At 40.3% G+C, this 18940-nt stretch carries 13 protein-coding genes; 1 reads left to right on the forward strand and 12 read right to left on the reverse strand.

Translation table 11 applies throughout. The annotated features are described in order from the left end of the window. Positions 1-581 precede the first annotated feature (581 nt). The 4 genes from LI112_RS16395 to LI112_RS16410 all read right to left on the reverse strand — a co-directional run bounded on the left by LI112_RS16395 (position 582) and on the right by LI112_RS16410 (position 7297). Positions 582-950 (reverse strand): hypothetical protein, encoded by a 369-nt coding sequence (locus tag LI112_RS16395; RefSeq protein WP_173909146.1) that lies wholly within the window; start codon positions 948-950, stop codon positions 582-584. After that, positions 947-3466: an HD domain-containing phosphohydrolase gene (locus LI112_RS16400; protein WP_227191103.1), complete on the reverse strand. Its 2520-nt coding sequence runs from the start codon at positions 3464-3466 to the stop codon at positions 947-949. Before LI112_RS16400 ends, LI112_RS16395 begins: the two co-directional genes overlap by 4 nt. A 43-nt stretch (positions 3467-3509) precedes the next feature. After that, positions 3510-5135, reverse strand: a complete 1626-nt coding sequence (locus LI112_RS16405; RefSeq protein ID WP_227191104.1) for a GH3 auxin-responsive promoter family protein — start codon at positions 5133-5135, stop codon at positions 3510-3512. Positions 5136-5968: 833 nt separating this feature from the next. Further along, positions 5969-7297 (reverse strand): MATE family efflux transporter, encoded by a 1329-nt coding sequence (locus LI112_RS16410; RefSeq protein WP_227191105.1) that lies wholly within the window; start codon positions 7295-7297, stop codon positions 5969-5971. A gap of 212 nt (positions 7298-7509) precedes the next feature. On the opposite strand from LI112_RS16410, the gene LI112_RS16415 reads away from it, so the two are divergent. Continuing rightward, positions 7510-7968 carry an Lrp/AsnC family transcriptional regulator gene (locus LI112_RS16415; RefSeq protein WP_022388910.1) on the forward strand — a complete coding sequence of 153 codons (459 nt, stop codon included), beginning with the start codon at positions 7510-7512 and terminating at the stop codon, positions 7966-7968. A 189-nt stretch (positions 7969-8157) separates the two neighbouring features. Here the strand turns inward: LI112_RS16415 and LI112_RS16420 are convergent, their stop codons facing one another. The 8 genes from LI112_RS16420 to LI112_RS16455 form a co-directional block, all read right to left on the reverse strand. Further along, complete coding sequence (locus LI112_RS16420) at positions 8158-9006, reverse strand: DegV family protein (protein ID WP_022388911.1); 849 nt, start codon at positions 9004-9006, stop codon at positions 8158-8160. 72 nt (positions 9007-9078) lie between these two features. Continuing rightward, positions 9079-10167: a class II aldolase/adducin family protein gene (locus tag LI112_RS16425; protein WP_005423798.1), complete on the reverse strand. Its 1089-nt coding sequence runs from the start codon at positions 10165-10167 to the stop codon at positions 9079-9081. A gap of 190 nt (positions 10168-10357) precedes the next feature. Further along, on the reverse strand, positions 10358-12388 hold the full coding sequence (locus tag LI112_RS16430; RefSeq protein WP_227191106.1) for an LTA synthase family protein: 2031 nt from the start codon (positions 12386-12388) through the stop codon (positions 10358-10360). Positions 12389-12405: 17 nt separating this feature from the next. After that, entirely contained in the window at positions 12406-13275 is an 870-nt protein-coding gene (locus tag LI112_RS16435) for a DUF3881 family protein (protein ID WP_044925323.1), read from the reverse strand. 18 nt (positions 13276-13293) lie between these two features. After that, positions 13294-14589 (reverse strand): serine--tRNA ligase, encoded by a 1296-nt coding sequence (gene serS, locus LI112_RS16440; RefSeq protein WP_005423801.1) that lies wholly within the window; start codon positions 14587-14589, stop codon positions 13294-13296. A gap of 35 nt (positions 14590-14624) precedes the next feature. Further along, positions 14625-15164 carry a DUF4446 family protein gene (locus LI112_RS16445; protein WP_005423802.1) on the reverse strand — a complete coding sequence of 180 codons (540 nt, stop codon included), beginning with the start codon at positions 15162-15164 and terminating at the stop codon, positions 14625-14627. A 12-nt stretch (positions 15165-15176) separates the two neighbouring features. Then, positions 15177-16115 (reverse strand): ParB/RepB/Spo0J family partition protein, encoded by a 939-nt coding sequence (locus LI112_RS16450; protein WP_044925326.1) that lies wholly within the window; start codon positions 16113-16115, stop codon positions 15177-15179. Further along, positions 16115-16882: a ParA family protein gene (locus LI112_RS16455; RefSeq protein ID WP_022388916.1), complete on the reverse strand. Its 768-nt coding sequence runs from the start codon at positions 16880-16882 to the stop codon at positions 16115-16117. Before LI112_RS16455 ends, LI112_RS16450 begins: the two co-directional genes overlap by 1 nt. Positions 16883-18940 lie beyond the last annotated feature (2058 nt).

Below are 18940 nucleotides of genomic sequence, written 5' to 3' on the forward strand. Positions count from 1 at the left end.
AAGTTGTTTTTCATTTTTTCCCTTTGGGGAATGCCTCGGCTTTCTCTTAGGAGGCGAGTGCTCTATCCAGCTGAGCTATGACGACACATGCCGCAAACCCTTGATTTTACTGGGTTTCTGGGATTTTTCCCTTCGGCCATATATAAGATTATCAACTCTTTTTCGAGTTGTCAATCTACAGATTTTTTTGATTTGGTAACATTAGAACGTTCCCCAATTTGGGGAATGCTTTGTTGTCACCCTTAGCATTTTTCAGAATAGATTCGAACTGAAAGTTGTTTTTCATTTTTTCCCTTTGGGGAATGCCTCGGCTTTCTCTTAGGAGGCACTTGTTCTATCCATTAAACTAACAGGACATACCAGAAATTGTACTATATATTTCTTTAAAAAACAAGACCTTAATTCCTGGGTAACGAGAAAGAAGTCCTGGATAACTGGAGAGAAGTCCATGACAAATGAAGGTCGTGGACTTCTCTTTGTAATAAATTAAGATTCAGGTCTGCGAACGGATTTTCGTCGATGCTTCTTGGCTTCATAAAGATCCTTATCGCTCATCAACTGACAGATACCTTTTTGGTCTGTTACAGGCTGGCGGTCATAGAAATGAAATGCATCCACTTCTTCATTCCGGTAATAGGCAGCAAGTCGCAGATTTTGCGGACAAATCCATTTCTCATTCTGATGATATACGATTGGTTCATCCAGGAGAAAACGGTAGGAATGGAATTGAATTTGCGGGCAAATTTCTCAGCAGTCTCATTTTTTAACTGCAGTCCCAGAGTTCCATAATTGATGATCAGTCCATCAAGACCTCCCATAAGACTGTAATCGTGGATGGTATTGAACTGATAATCAAAAGAATCTTTGTGAGTTCCGCCGAGCATATCTTCGAAGAAATCTTTGATCTGTCCTGCGATGATCTGCATCAGTCGGTTTCTCCCTGTTGTCATGCCTCTTCTGCTTTTACAAGATTGATCGTTCCGTTATCCAGGCATTCTACAAACTTGCGAACAAGCTCTGGATCAAATTGTTTGCCTGCATCCTGAATCAGCTTCTCCCGAGCTACTTTTACAGGGAAGGCTTTCTTATAGCATCGTATGGATGTCATGGCATCGAATGAATCTGCCACACACAGGATACGTGCCGTCAGCGGTATATCTTCGCCTGCAATACGGCGCGGATATCCTTTCCCGTCATAGCGTTCATGATGACCGATGACCGCCGGGATAACATAATCCAGTGACGGAAGATGTCGGATAATGTCGATGGAAGCTTCTACATGGCCTTTGATCATCTCGTATTCTTCATCTGTCAATGATCCGGCCTTATTTAATACACTTTCCGGAATACCAATTTTACCGACGTCATGCAAAAGTGCTGCCTGATGGATGATCTCTATCATATCTTCGTTCATTCCAAGTGTTCTTGCAAGTGCTGTTGCATAATAGGCAACATTTGTGGAATGGCTGAAGGTATAATGATCTTTTGCATCAATAGCTGCGGTCAATGCGTAGATGGTTGATTCATATTCTTTGTAAATATGTGCATGTGTTTTTGCGTGAGCATCTTTATTATTGTTGCGGAACATGGTATCAAAGACCTGAATTCCATTCTTCCCGCTGTGTTTTACGTGGTACACCGCAAGATCAACATTTTCCAGCAGTTCTTTGACATTCTTTGCCGCATACGGTGCTGCACTGATTCCCGCACTGACTGTGATCGGCTTGAGCTTCATGTCGGTTCTGCGGTTATTCATAACATATATCTGTTTTGCAATGGATTCCACCAGATTTCTGGCAGAGAAAAGGTCGTAGCCTGGAAGCAGAACAGCAAATTCTTTCGCGCCATAGCGAGCAGTATATCCGCTTTCTCCCACACTGCTGTTGATGATGTCTGCGACGCGCTGCAGACACATATCGCCTTCTTTTATACCATACAACTGATTGTATAATTTAAAATCATCTACATTGATAATGGCCAGTGCCAGCGAAGCGTCTTTGTTTTTCTCGAACTCTTCATTGAGAACTTCATAGAAATATTTTCGATTTAATAATCCAGTCAGTTCATCGGTTCTTGCCTCAAGACGGGCATTCTCATACAGCTTTGCATTTTTGATAGCAATAGATGCCACTGATGTGATGTTTGAGATTATTTCTACTTCATCGTATGCCAGTCTCTTTTTTGAAGAAGATGATGTGATCAGAATCACTCCCGCCAGATTATCACCATCTTTTAATCCGGCACAGTAACGTGTATGGTTTTTATTCAGCTGATGTTTTTCCTCTTCCCACATGGACTTGTACTCTACAGAGTAGCGGAAATCACGGTAAATAATCGGTTCTTCGTGGTCTTTCAGCCACTGGACCATTGGATTTTCTTCTTCAAAGGCAAACGCCAGATCACTTAAAGGCTGGTCACTTGCAACCCCACGATATGGTTCGCCAGGTGCGTTCTGCATACAGATATAGATATTTCCAACATCCATCAAATCTTTCATAACATGGATCGTTTTATCCAGGATTTCCTGAAGATCCAGAGTTTTGGAGATTGCTGAATTAAATTCTCTGATCTTCTCAGCCTGATGGTTTTCTTCTCTGACAAACACGCAGCGGATCAAAAGCTTCCACAGATAAGTAAAGAGTGCATAAATGATCAGAAAGACGATTGAAAAAACAAGAGTGTAAATCCGGGTGTTCTTATCCGGCCGCATATGAAATAGATTTTGCAGGGATGGAACAATATTTAAGAAAACAAGAATGGAAAACAGGAATCCAACACCATAACACAGGGAAGGGGATGCTAGCATCTGCAGGCGGAACAAGCGTCTTCGGATCAGTGCGTAGAACAGTAAAAATACATTTACTACACCACTTAAGATATCAATCGGAAATCCGCTGAAGAACGGAATTCCAAGAAATGCATTTCCTAAGAACAATGCAAGGACTCCCAGCATAACCGGTTCATACTGGACTTTCATAGTAGGATTGTTTTTACAGATCCGTACAATGACTGTAAGAAGATGGATCAAGAAAATTGCCGATGGTATAAAAAATACGATGATCGCAGGCTTAATCTCATATACAAAAGCTGCAGCTCCGTTTTTTTCTACCATTTTGGGAGCTTCAAGGAAAACTCCAAATTGTGCATTCAGCCAGAAGCAGGTCAGCATGACCACAAAGTATATTCTTCCCGCAATACCGCTCTTTTCACCGCCAAAGGCGAGTATAAAACGGTAGTACGCATATGGCAGCAGCAAAATTCCCAACAGGGAAACCTGATACCAGAATTCACATCCAGGCCAAAGCTGTGCTCGCATAAAAGCAGAACCTCCAGTCCAGAATAGCAGGCCCGTCAGCACCACCAGGAAACTGTTTATTATTTTATTTCTCTTTGCTGTCAAAAACATCAACAGCATAAATCCATAACACAGCATGGCTATGATTGATATATATCCGTAGGTTCCCATAAACTCCCCTTACTCCACTCTCGTTTTCATTCTTATTTAAATCTTATCTCACTCTGTTCATACTTTCCTGTATATCAAGCAGTTCCTTCAATTCATAATGTGAAGGACTCATCTGATGTATCTTCTTACCGGTCTTTTTCTCATAGGCTTCAAATGTCCCACAAGTAAAGATCGTCACCTGCAGAGGATCCATTCCAAGAATCTTTTTCAAATCCCTGTAATCCTGATCAATATATTTGAAATATGTACTCAAAAGATCTTTCAAAATATTTGTGCTCATCGCAGTATTGAGCAGTGCATCACGTTCCAGTTCCACATACATATGCAGATATGGACGATTCTGTTCATTATATTCTTTTGTTGCAACCCAGTTTATGATCGGCAGCTTTGAAAGAGCGATCACGCTGCGGATTCCGTTTTCCGAAATCCTTGTAAATCCTGCAATATCGATAATCCACGGCACTCGGTCCACATATTCAAAGCGCGGGATCCTTGTCTCATCTTCACGGTTCTCCAGACCGACGCAGCGATACATATCACCACAGCGGTAGCGGGCAAACGCGCCACCTTTGAGAATAGTAAATACGAGTTCGTATTTTTCTCCCGGCCGAACTTCATCCATCAGATAAGTCGGCGGGATGTAAGAAGGATCTTCGTAATTTCGCATCATATCCTTCTCGGTGATAAATTCATAAAACGCTGTATCCGGAAAGAAATACATTCCTTTTCTTGTCCAGGTCTCTGTTCCCATAATGGATGGTTCTGTACCGGCAAATAATTCCATCGGACGGATTCCCCAGAGTTCTTCGAGGTCGTCTTTGTAGCAGAGGTTATCTGTGCCGGCTACCATGAATCCTTTTAGATGGAAAAGATCTTTTGGAAGCATTGCGCGGTTTTCTTTTTTGCAGCGACGCTTTGCCTGCAGCAGACGTAATATCATATGTGGCTTGCATTGCATGAGGCTTGACAGTTTTACTCCGCCGCCTCCACCGCCGTTTGTCAGCGAAGAAAGACTCAAGCTTACTGCATAAGCTACGCTTCCAAGTCCAAAGAAAAAGCCAAGATCTTTCTTCATCGCCATCTTAAATCCTAATTTGTTTCTTTCGCTGAAACTCATATTTACGGCCTCTTTTACTGCGGGCAGGAATTCGATTCCAATCTCCTCGCCCAGAGCCAACGGAAAGAGTCCTGTTGCAAAAGGAAGTGGTGCCAGCGCATACAGGAATTTGTCTGTAGCTGCTACATCAAAAGATCCTTTTTCTTTGCTGGTCGATAAGATCAGACATGCTGTAACATTATTCCGATAGGTGTCCAGCATGCTTCGAGTATACGGTGCCACCTTGATCGGGTGCTTTCCACCTTCCCAGGTTGTCTGGATCCAGATGACCGGATTTCCCGGAAGCATATCCGGCTGCTTGGCAAGCAGAATATCCGCGTAATCATCGTAGGTTGTCAGCGGTACCATTTTTCTGAATTCATCCAGATTTTGAGGATGTTTTCCCTTCAGAATAGACTGTCCCAGACCACAGTTGCTCCACAGCTTAACCTGTTCCTCCACCAACCGACGCTGAATCTTCATGTATCCATTCATCGACAGATCCAGGAATCCACAGTACTGCTGCCATATTTCTTTATACTGTTGTTTTTTTAATTTTTCTTCTAAATTCATAGTCTGTCCGCTCCAGATCGATCATTGTTTTCTGATACTATATAAGCATTTCTTTATGCTATCTCTATTCGGCATTAAAAACGGGGTTGTTTTCTGATATTCCCTGTAATTAAAAAATGTCTGTGGAAAAGTCCACAGATCCTGAAAAATGATATACAGATAGTTCCAAAAAATCATAAGCAGAAAATAGATTCCCTGTCTCCATCCGCCAAACATTCCCCACATGCAAAGATATGCTCCTGCGAACCATAAAACTCCGGGATGACGGCACAGACCGTACACACCCTCTGTATATGCCGCACGTAATTTGTTTTCTTCACAATAAGTTTCTTCAAAGGGAAGGGCAAAAAACAAGGTATATATAAGAAGTGCAAGGAAACACAAGGCTCCTGTTCCAAATCCAATTATTCTTCCGATTCTGTGCTGGCACTGCCCCCACGAGAGCCAGAGCTCCATGACGAGTGATAAAGCCACCAGAACCGTCCCCCATGCGAAAAATTTTTGGAAAAATGTATTTTTCTTTTTAATGCTGTTTATATCATAAATAAAATACAGGAGAAATCCTGCACTCCCTAGAATGAACTGCCACATTTTTTCTCTCCCATTTTTGTACATAATAACACATAACAGCCTTGTCACGCACATTAAATTATAATAAAAGAGACAATAAATAGCAAGCGCTATTTACTGTCCCATATGTGAATTATATAAAAATCTTCCTCAAAATCTCACTCAGCTTATTTATATCCCGCGATTTGGCAATATGTCCATTCATTCCGGTGTTTTTGGCCTTCTACATCTGCTTTAGAAAATCTTTTTTATCTCTTGCACATCTATTCCTCAGTTGGCCATGACCTTCTGAGCGCCACATAGGATATTAAAAAGTTCGCAAACCATCCAGCTGGTACAGCAAGCCAGACAAATGCAATGCCAAAACGCGGTGCAAAAATCAAAGCAACGGAAAGACGAATCGCCAGGTTCACCATATTTGCAATGAGGAACGGGCGCATGATTCCAAGACCACGAAGGACTCCATCAGTTGCCATTTTGATTCCCATAAAGATGAAGAAATAGCCAAGCCATCTCATATAATCCCCAGATACCTGGTAGGCCAGGTCTGTTCCGTCTTTACCAAGAAACAGCGAGGAAATTTGCGTGTGGAGTGTTTCAATCACAATGAAGGCAATGACTGCAAAACACACATCCAGCACTAATGCAGCGCGGTAGCCTTTTTTGATACGCTGGGGTTTGTTTGCGCCAAGATTCTGGGATACATATGGCGAAACCGCATTGCCGATAGATACAAAAATCAGAGAAAAAACATTCTCTACCCGCATTGTCGCCGCATACCCCGCGAGTGCCTGTGTACCGAAAGGATTTACAACTGCCTGTACGATCATCATACCGATAGATACTGTAGACTGCTGAAGAACTGAAGGCACAGCAATCTGAAACATGGAATGTAACTCCTGCCTGTCAAACCAGTCAAAGTAACTTTTATATCGCCGCATCCGATGGAAAAAAATCAAAAGTGAAAACACGGCAGAAATTCCCTGTGCGATCAAGGTTGCAAGCGCTGCACCAAACACACCGAGATCAAGTCCGGCTACCATCCAAAGATCCATAAAGATATTTAAGATTGACGAAAATATCAGGAGTCCCAGTGGAATTTTTGATTCTCCTATAGAATTAAACATCGTTGAAAGAATGTTATACATAAACAAAAACGGAAAGCCCACAAAATAGACCCGCAAATACAGCACTGCGTCATCCAGTATATCGGCAGGAGTTTGTAGCGTACTCATCATCGAGCGAGAAAAGCAAAAGCCAAAAACGCCAAGGACTATGCTTAGAACTAAAAAGCTAAGCAGAGACGTTGACACGATGGTTTTCATTTTTCCATACTCCCTGGCACCAAAATAGCGGCTCACAAGTACACCTGCACCGACACCGGCCCCCAGCGCCACACAAATGAAAACATTAGTCAACGCTGCACATGCACCGACAGCTGCAAGCGCGGAAGAACCCACAAACTGACCGACGATGATGGAGTCGGCCATATTATATATTTGCTGAAAAAAGCTGCCTAAAATCATTGGCATTGCAAAAACCGTCAAAGCTTTAAGAGGCACATCTGTGATCAGGTATTCATCTTTTGACATTCTTATATTCCTCCACGAGTTTCATAATTTCACTTATCCTTCCCTTCATCAGACTTTATATATACGAAGTGTAAGTATAAAGTTACGTTACGAAGCAATTATATGTGGTTACAATTAATAAGTCAAGTCATCGTTTACTTTGGGTAATATGAATGATATGATATCCAGGAAAACTACTATCTACAGGATATTATTTTACAGGAGGGGTATTTATGTACCTGGACGGTTTAGATGAACTGGATCAGAAGATTATCCAGTTGCTTATAGAAAATGCACGTATCTCTTACTCTGATATCGGTAAAGAAACCGGTATTTCCAGGGTGGCAGTAAAAGCCCGGATTCAGGCATTGGAGAAAAAGGGGGTAATTGAAGAATATACAACTATAATTAACCCTCAAAAAATCAGTGGTGCTGTATCATGCTATTTTGAAATTGAAACAAAACCAGACTCCCTGTCACAGGTGACAGATATATTATATAAAAATGATACAGTCACGCAGATTTACCGCGTCACAGGAAGAGACAAACTGCATGTACATGCCGTTGCCTCATCGAGTGATGAAATGGAACACTTCCTGCACAATGTCATTGACGCCCTGCCTGGTGTCATCAGCTGCAGCTGCAATACAATCTTATCACGTATTAAAGATATTAAAGGATTACGGCTATAAACTGAAACACTGGAAATTACTGAAAAGACCTCGATGATCTGGTTTTTCCAGACCGTCGGGGTCTATTTAGTATAATTTATAAATTTTCTGAATGATTCCACGACAGAGTTTTTGCTGCAACTTTCTTACTTAAAAAGTCTTAAATAGCTTTAAGTTTTCTGTTTTATTCGTAAAGTTTATCCGCTTTTCTTATTTCGCAATAAACAGTACTCCCAGAGTTCCCGGACCACAATGACTTGAAACCACACCACCGGCGCGCGTCTCAAGAATTTCCTGAAAAATTCCAAGGCTCTGCAGATAAGCCTGCACATCTTCCACAATCTTACGGTCACAGCCGGAATGTGTAATAAATACTCGCTCCGGTCGTGCATTTTTAAGATTTGCCTCCATATCTCTGACATAAGACATGACTACAGAATGTAATTTGCCACGATACTTCTTAGCTGCATCCATTGCACCGTTTTCTACTATGATCTTTGGATGCAGCTTCAATACACTTCCTGCCATAGCCGCAACCGCATTACAGCGACCTCCACGATACAAATACATCAAAGTATCTACCACAAAGCTTGCACGTACTTTTGGCTTCAATTCCTCTAGCGCAGCCGTAATTTCTGCAGCACTTTTTCCTGCCTGTGCCATTACTGCTGCCTCCACGACTTGAAGCCCAATACCTGTTGAAAGATTTGCAGAATCAATAACCGTCACAAAATCGGAAGCTTCCAGCTCATCAGCAGCAAGACGCATAACATTTCCGGAAGTTGACATACTTGATGATATTGAAAAACAGATAACTTCCCTTTTTTCTTCAACATAAGGTTTCAATATCTCTATCGCATCTGCCAGAGATGGCGCCGAAGTTTTGGGTGTTGTCTTATGTGCATCTGACCATGCAAAGATTTCATCCGGAGTTATATTTTTGCCATCCTTATATTCCTTCTCGCCAAGAAGAATATGAAGCGGCAAAATATCAATATCATATCTGTTCACCAGCTCTGGCGAAAGGTCGCAGGTACTGTCTGAAATTATTTTTACCATGAAATATTACCTCCTGCTGTTTTATAGACAATATATTACCACAATTCAAGAATGAAGGATACACCTGTATCTTTATTTCTTACTACGATATGCTTCCGCTTCCCAATGAGTAATAAAATATGTAATATCATCTGTCATCTGTAATGCACCGCCAAAACTTTCGGCATATACAGCAAGTTTGATCGCATCCTTTACCAGAAGCTGTGCTTTTGCAGCTTTTGCCTTGTCATCTTCCATGATAAATGCGCCCACGCCCTGTACCAGGATCAGTCTTGGTTCTTTGTCATGCTCTTTCATAAATGCATCCAGTACATCTTTTGCCTGTTCAACATTTTCTACAAATAATGGGTATGGTCCGCAGTATACAATGTGATCCGGAGTAAATGGTTTCAAAAGCGGTGCTGCAGTTGTTTTATCTTTCACAAAATTATTCATTTCTGCAGCCGGAACAACTTCTACAGCATGTCCCAGTAACTCGGAAAGTCTCTTTGCAGTCTGTTCTTTTTCAGGTGTAACTGCATCACTTACGTCAGCCGTTCTTTTTACCTGTTTCTCTAATTTGCTGATAACTCCATCAAATAAAACACCAATCTCTTCTACAGTATTTGCTGCAACAAAAATTCCATGATTCTGAAGTAGAAGTACCTGCACATCTTTTCCAAATTCTGCTTTATACGCATTCATTTTTTCATAGCAGATACGTGCCAGCGTATATCCTGGTTTGCAGATATCGATCCAGAGTACATCTTTGCCAAGAAGCTGTTCACAAAGTGTCTGCGCACCCTTTCCGCAGGTCAGACCATTGACAAGAGTCGGATGTACATGCAATACATAAGTATAAGCAAATAAATTATGAAGCAAAGCCTCTACACTTGGGCGTTTCGTCTTGTCATCATCGGTTACTGCTGCCATAACATCCGCAAGATATGCAGATTCACGTTTCACATCATCTGCAGGGTATTCTGTTTTCATAATCTCATTCAGACGGGCTCTGTCCATTTTGACAAATTCTTCTGCTTTGATCGTAGCAAGCTGTGTACCGGAACCTTTAACATACAGGGTTGTATCGTCTTTGACAGAAGTATTGCCGCCACCTGCCAGAACGTAAGCCGGATTGCTACCGTATGTGTTTGACATTTTTACTAAAGTTGAAAGATCCATAGTTAAAATTCCTCCCTTGACTTCTCATCTTAATAGTTTCGCTATTACTTATAGTACACCATATAGAAAAAGTTATCTATGCAAATATCGTGTCACAAAATATAACAAAACTCACCTTATCGTTGGCACAGATCAAGAAAAAAGCAACCAGGACTTAACATCCTGATTGCTTTTTACTCTCATTATTCTGTTATTGATTCAATTCAAAGAAATCTTCTACCCGGTTTTTATAATCCGTCATATCATTATACTGCAGCATTGCATATTCCTGAATCAGATCATAATATGGTGAGTTCTTATCATCCACACTGTAGAATTTTCCATCTGCTCCCCAATATCCATTACTGGTCAGTACCGGAATCTCTTTCTGTAGATCCTGCTGGAACTTCTGGAAGCCGGTCAGTTCTCCATCTATCGTCTCCATAAGGATGGTCTGAAGATAATTCATACTTGTCTTCTCTACAGTCTTCTTATCAATGTCATAATTAGCCCAGATAAGGAATGGAACCTCATATCGCCGCATCATTTCCTCATCATTCCAGTTACGCCACTCTCCATTTGTGATAGAATCCATCGATTCATCATGAATTCTCGGCTGGTGATCTCCTGTCAGAAGGATTACTGTCGGTTCATCTGTATTTTTATAATAATTGATCAGATTTTCAAACATCTCATCTGAATATTTGATAAGACTAAGGTAATATCCCAGATCCGGTGCATCTGCATTCTCTACTACAATTCGTTTATCATCGAAATTATCAAATGGTACATCATAAGAACTATGGTTCTGAATCGTCATAGTATAACCGAAATACGGTGCATCTGTCAATTTTCTCTGCTGTTCATAATCATGTGTGATATTATCGTAGGTACACTGGTCCGTCGCATTATTTCTCATTTTTACAAACGGGACTATCATATTTGTATAATCATAAAACTTATCAAATCCAAGCAGCGGATATGCCTTGTCTCGGTTATAGTTTCTCGCCTTCTGAAGATGGGTTGCTGAATTTCCTGTGTATCCTTCACTCTTCAGTTCAGTTACCAACGATGGCATTGCATGCCTCAGATATAACTGAAATGCAACCGTTCCTTTTGGAAGAAATGCCATAGAATTTCCTGTCAGAAATTCATATTCCGTATTTGCAGTCTGAACGCCTACGATTGATGCATAAGTTGTTCCACTCACACAGTTTCCATTTTTCATCAGATCATGAATAAATGGCATGTAATCTTCATTTGTCTCAATATCTCCAAGAACCTGCGGATCCGAAAAGGCCTCATTAATAACAGCAATTACATTTGGTCGTTTCTTATTTGGATCTACGGTATCAGAAGTATATTTTGAAGTAATCTCTTCTACTTTTTTCAGACTGTATCCATTTGGTTTCTCTGGTACAGAAAGCTTGATGCTTCTTGTGAAACAGGCGATACTGCCATATTGCTGATAACTTCTCATTGGATTAAAAAGACTCAGATACAATCCTCTGTTGCTTACCATGTCTGTCATAACAAGCTGTGAAAAACCAGTTACACTCACAATAGCCATTACAGCGATTCCACACAAACGATGAGAAACTTTTTTGAAAACAGGTTCACATTTTATCACGCGGCCAAGCATTATAAAATCAAACAGCATTACCAGTGCAACTGTTGTATAGAAATTAAATTGTATCTTATAACCGTCTGCAACTTCCAGTGCAGTACCTACGGTTGCAATATCCGATGCCATGACCGGTGTTCCTCGAAACTCATAAACAAAATAATTTACTATATTAAACATTACACAGATAAACGCCCAAATATCAGTTCCAAGACGCACCCGATTTGTAATAACTATAAATATAAGTTCCAGAATACCAATCAACAGGAAGTTAAATAATAACAGTGATAAATGTTGTTCTCTAAAGCTGTATGTTTCATTAAATACAGCAATTTCCATATTAAAAAAAATGTAGCACGGTGCAAACAGGATATACAGAATATTTATTACTCTGTTCCACTTCTTTCCAAAATCCAGTCTGACAAAAATAAGAACAACGCCAACTATCCAGCCCAGCACAATGCTGGCTATTTTAAATTTCGAACTGAATTCCGGATCATTTTCCAATATAGTTGTTCGGTTTACATAAAAAAAGATCAGAAACAGAAACGAAATAAATAGGCAGAAATAATTTTTCCATCTCTGCCTGTTTTTATTAAAGTCTATATTCTTCAGCACGTATATTTTCCTCTATTCTAAAAATGCAACTGACCCTGAAGCCAGATCGTACCTTTAAACCTTCGGCCAACTGCCGGATCTCCCAGCAGATCCGCTCGATTGATACAGATATCAAATTGAATATTATTACATTCAACTGTCATCTGAACAAGTTCTTCATCTGTAATATTATTCTGTACAGTACGATATTCTATAATCTCACCTAAAATACTATACTGGTCACACTGAATTCCATATGGCATAAAATATGAATCTACAATAGACAAAATGTCTTCATGAACGATTCTGTTAGAAATCATAGAATACGTGTCCATTTCTTCCATGGTAAGATTTTCCATAGCCTCTTCATCACCATTTCTTGCAGCTGCGATCATTGAACTTCGGTTTTTACTGCTTTCCTGTTCAACTTTGACTGCTTCCTTATCCTTCAGTACTGGAAAAAGGATTTTACCCTCCCCCGCAAGTCCGGATAATGTCAACGGCTGATTACCTGTTAACTGCTTTTTGCTTTCTTTCATATATTCAGCTACATTTTGAAGATAAAAAATCAGCGTGATTCCTATTCTCAGATCATCACAGGCTGCAGAAAAGGCATCCTTATCCGCATGCCTTTCTACTGTTACCTGTTCCTGAGTTGTAATTCCAGTTCCTCTAAAAAAAGGATAATAATATTCCACATGAAATCTGTTGTCATCATCATACTGACCACATACAGTAATACCGCAGTCATTTCCATAAAACCGGGAAAACTGAGCAAAGACACCATCTGGATGATCTTCCACTACGTTTTTTTCATCGTAATTTTTGATAACATCCAGAATGATTTCTTTCATTTCTTCCCGTTTGGTCACTTTAGAAAAACCGACTGCTTTTAAAAAGCTGTGCAAAAGTACACCTCCATGCCCTTATGCGCGGGTCTTTTTCTCAATTCTCTTCATGCCGCCCATGTATGGCTGCAGAGCTTCCGGAATACTAACAGATCCATCAGCATTCAGGTTATTTTCCAGGAACGCGATCAGCATTCTCGGAGGTGCTACTACAGTGTTATTTAATGTATGCGCAAGATATTTCTTACCATCCTTACCATTTACACGAATTCTCAGACGACGTGCCTGCGCATCTCCCAGGTTGGAGCAGCTTCCTACTTCAAAGTATTTCTTCTGTCTTGGGGACCATGCTTCTACGTCCAGAGATTTAACTTTAAGGTCTGCCAGGTCACCGGAGCAGCATTCCAGAGTACGTACCGGAATATCCAGGGAGCGGAACAGATCTACAGTGTTCTGCCACAGTTTATCAAACCACATCGGGCTCTCTTCTGGTTTGCAGACAACGATCATTTCCTGCTTTTCGAACTGATGGATACGGTAAACACCTCTCTCCTCCAGACCATGAGCTCCTTTTTCTTTACGGAAGCATGGAGAATAGCTTGTCAGAGTTTTTGGAAGTTCTTCTTCCGGAACGATCTGGTCGATGAATTTACCGATCATAGAATGCTCACTGGTACCGATCAGATACAGATCTTCGCCTTCGATCTTGTACATCATAGCATCCATTTCTGCGAAGCTCATAACACCTGTTACAACATTGCTGCGGATCATGAAAGGCGGTACACAATAAGTAAAGCCTCTATTGATCATGAAGTCACGGGCATATGCAATAACTGCAGAATGAAGTCTTGCAATATCTCCCATCAGATAGTAAAAACCATTACCTGCAACACGTCTTGCACTGTCCAGATCAATTCCGTCAAAGCTTTCCATAATATCTGTATGATATGGAACTTCAAAATCCGGAACTACTGGTTCACCGAATTTTTCAATTTCAACATTTTCACTGTCGTCTTTACCAATCGGTACAGACGGATCAATGATGTTCGGGATAACCATCATATTTTTAAGAAGTTCTTCTTCTACTTCTTTTTCTCTTGCAGAAAGTTCATCAATACGTGCACCGGATGCAGCAACCTGTTTCTTAACTTCTTCTGCTTCATCACGTTTTCCCTGTGCCATCAGCGCACCGATCTGTTTGGAAGTTTTATTTCTTTCTGCTCTCAGAGCTTCAACTTCCTGTTTGATCTCTCTGTTTTCTTTGTCCAGTTCAATAACCTTATCAACCAGTTCCAGTTTATTGTCCTGGAATTTGTTTCTGATATTCTGTTTAACGATTTCCGGATTTTCTCTCACAAATTTGATGTCTAACATGTTTTCTCCTCCTGACAGTTATTTTTCTGTCTTCTTTATTTTTCTAAATTCTTTTCATCTTCACTCATCTCACCCAGTTCAAAATTCACAGCTTTTCGAAGTGCTTCTACTTCCTCCTGGCTGAGCATTACATAAGATTCACCTTTTACAATTTCTTTCAGATACAGGAAACAATTGTCTCTGCTGTGTACTGCATTTAAAATGATACCTGAATTATCTTTATCCAGCAACGCCAGCGCAAAACTGAGTTTGCCACCCACATCATCAAATGCATCGTATTTTTCTACGCCATATTTGCTGAAAATAACTTTAAAATGCTGTTCCAGTGTTTTAATTGCATGTTCATGATCTTCTTTTGCTTCATACAGTCTGTCAATCTGTGCAAATTTGCGTACAAAAGTTTTTTCCAGGGACTGTGCATCGCTCCCCTTCATAAACATCTTATACTTTCGTTCCAAACGAGTCAGACGCATGCCATTACTGATCATTACTCCAATTAATATCACAACTATAGCCAGCAAAGCAATAATGATAATCCCAGGATCGATACCTATACTATCAAAAATCGTACTCATATCATACCCCTTTTAACCAATAGATTCAAACAGATCAATAATTCTGTCTAAATCATCTCTGGAATAATACTCTATTTCTATTTTGCCTTTGTTATTTTTCTTTCTGTGAATAAATACGCGGGTTCCTGTAATACCTTTCATTTTTTCTTCAAGGCTCTCATAAATCGCATCTTCTGTTGGATTTGAAACAACCGGCTTCTTCTTTGTTGGTGTTAAAATACTTTTTACCAGTTTTTCCGTTTCACGAACGCTAAGCTTTTCATCAAAAACTTTCATTGCTGCATTGTATTGCTGCTCGGGATCGGAAATAGCAAGAATTGCTCTGGCATGTCCGGCGGATATCATTTCATCTACCATCATCTGCTGTACACGGGAATCGAGTTTCAAAAGTCTCATCGAGTTTGTTACTGCAGTACGGCTCTTTGAAACACGTTCAGCTATCTCATCCTGTTTTAAATGAAATTCATCAATCAGACGTTTATATGCCATTGCTTCTTCAACCGGATTCAGATCTTCTCTCTGTATATTTTCAATAAGAGAAATTTCTACGATCTCCTGTGTTGAAAATTCTTTGACAACAACCGGAACTTCCTTAAGTCCTGCCATCTTGGCAGCTCTCCAGCGTCTTTCTCCTGCAACGATTTCATAGTAGTCCTTCTTATCGGACACAAGCAATGGTTGCAAAATTCCATACTGTTTAATGGACTCTGATAATTCCTGTAAAGCATCCTCATCAAATTTCTTACGAGGCTGTTCCCTGTTTGGCTCGATCATGGAAATTTTCATCATTCTCTCGCCGTTACTGGTTTCCTGCTGACTGGATTTCTTAGTATCTACTGCAACCTTTTTTTCTTCTTTTACAGTTTTCACTGTCTTAGGTTTACTCTGCACTGTTTTTTCCGGGAACAATGCGTCCAGACCTCTTCCAAGTCCTGACTTCTTTCCAGCCATCATTCACCCTCCCTGTTAATTACTTCTTCAGCAAGAAGTCGATATGCCTCTGCACCTGCCGATCTCGTATCATACAATGTAATTGGCTGACCGTAGCTTGGTGCCTCTGCCAGTCTTACATTTCTCGGAATAATCGTTTTATAAATATTCTGTTGAAGGTTGTCTTTAACATTTTCAACTACCTGTAAAGAAAGATTCGTTCTTGCATCATACATAGTAAATACGACACCTTCCATTACGAGTTTCTTATTCAGACGTTCCTTTACAAGTTCAATTGTATGTATTAACTGAGATAATCCTTCCAAAGCATAATACTCACACTGAATTGGCACCAATACGGAATTGGCCGCTGTTAAAGCATTAATCGTAAGCATATTTAAAGATGGCGGGCAGTCCATAATAATATAATCATATTTTCTGCGTACCTTATCTATGATTTTCTTCATGATGTATTCTTTTTCATCGACACCAATTAATTCAATCTCAGCGCCAGATAAATTCACGTTAGATGGAATCAGGTCTACGTTCTCAACTACATCTTTAACAATAGTATCTTTTGCTTCTGCTTCGCCAAGAAGTAATTCATATAATGTATTCTCAACATTATTTTTATCTACTCCAAGTCCACTTGTCGTATTCCCCTGTGGATCAATATCTATCGCAAGTACTTTCTTCCCTTTTTCAGCAAGACAAGCAGAAAGATTAATTGCGGTGGTTGATTTACCAACGCCGCCCTTCTGGTTTGCTACTGCTATTACTCTTCCCAAGATTCATCCTCCCTTCGGGATATCAAATATCAAGACTATACATGTTTATTTGAAAGTATAGCATACTGTTGTTATTATAGCACTTTTAATAGTATTGTTCCACAAAATGTTTCACGTGAAACATTAAAATTCAAGAAAGTTTTCGAAAAATTATTGTTTATATTTTACAAGGGAATTAGAGGACTCGTGTATTTTACGCAATATTAAAGATATCCTGCCATCAACGGGCTTCGTCGTTCGGAAGTTCTAGGTGATAACCTGCCTGCTAGATACATCCATAATAATCACAAACTCGCTTCGCTCAGGCAATGTGATTATTATGGATTACGCAGACAGAACATCACCAAGTACTTCTTCGAACTCCTGCAGGAAGTCGATGGCAGGATATCTTTTTATTGCTGTTTATACAGGTATCTAAGGTAGATAACAGCGGATGCCGTGATAATTATAGATTCAAGAATGCCCTCGGCATTCTTGCTGCGAGATGCACGTCATGCAATGCATGACATATTCTTCTGTGCATCTCTGCAATCCTGCCGGAGGCTATATCAGATGGGAGATTGAATCCCACCACTGATATAATTTTGTTGCTCACCACCTGCAGAGGTGGGAGTCATCTCACATCTGATATATATAATGACCGCCGCTGTCCAGGAAATGCAGTATAATTCATATGTTTTCATTATTCACCAAACGGAAACGGTTTTATACTCCCAGATTCGCAGGAATTATATAGTTATATTTATAATAACTCGTATTGCTTTTACAGATGTTTCACGTAAAACATTCTCATGTAGTAGTACAAGTATAGTTCTTTCCATCATCAAGTTCCTTGCATAAATGCGTAAGCTGGATATAAATAGTATGATAATAGTTAGATCATCAGGTGCAATGGTTACACACGGTAATCTTGTGGAATCATTGCACCTGATATAGTGATTCTCAGTGCATCCAGTATCAGTACTGATACGTAGAACTCAGCACTGATTCCGTTACGAGGACTGCGCTAGTTGCTGCCACCGAGCGCTCTGTCTGAGCGTTAGCAAGTTTGCGCGAATGGCTGCTAACAAACGCACGGGACGAGTAGGAATCTGGGCGTGTTCTCGTAGCTGCACTGCTATCTGGATGCGAGTGAAATAAGCAGAGATAATAGAAGGACTCGTGTATTTTACGCAATATTAAAGATATCCTGCCATCAACGGGCTTCGTCGTTCGGAAGTTCTAGGTGATAACCTGTCTGCTAGATACATCCATAATAATCACAAACTCGCTTCGCTCAAACAGTGTGATTATTATGGATTACGCAGTCAGAACATCACCAAGTACTTCTGTGAACTCCTGCAGGAAGTTGATGGCAGGATATCTTTTTATTGCTGTTTATACAGGTATCTATGGCAGTTCACGACGGCTGGATGGCAACTGATTCGTTAAAGGAATCGAGCCGCCGCTGTTCAATGTTTCACGTGAAACATTAAGTTATAGATCATACAATTCACAAATTCATATTATTGTTGGGGATACTTTTTAAAAATACTATGGATATCAGAAGGATTATTCCACATATGGCAATAAAGTTAAGGCGAATTGTAATGTTCCAATTCTCAGCATTCACATAGCAGAACAGATATCCAGAACCTAGCTCCGATTCCGTCGCGAGGACTGTGCTAGTTACTGCCACCGAGCGCTCTGTCTGAGCGTTAGCGAGTTTGCGCGAATGGCTGCTAACAAACGCGCGGAGCGAGTAGGAATCTGGGCGTATTCTCGTAGCTGCACTGCTATCTGGATGCGAGTGAAATAAGCAGAGATAATAGAAGAGCTCGTGTATTTTACGCAATATTAAAGATATCCTGTCATCAACAGGCTTCGTCGTTCAGAAGTTCTAGGTGATAACCTGCCTGCTAGATGCATCCATAATAATCGCAAACTCACTTCGCTCAAGCAGTGTGATTATTATGGATTGCGCAGTCAGAACATCACCAAGTACTTCTACGAACTCCTGCAGGAAGTTGATGGCAGGATATCTTTTTATTGCTGTTTATACAGGTATCTAATGTAGTT

This window comes from Blautia sp. 210820-DFI.6.14 (assembly GCF_020558815.1).
GTDB classification, from domain to species: domain Bacteria; phylum Bacillota; class Clostridia; order Lachnospirales; family Lachnospiraceae; genus Blautia_A; species Blautia_A obeum.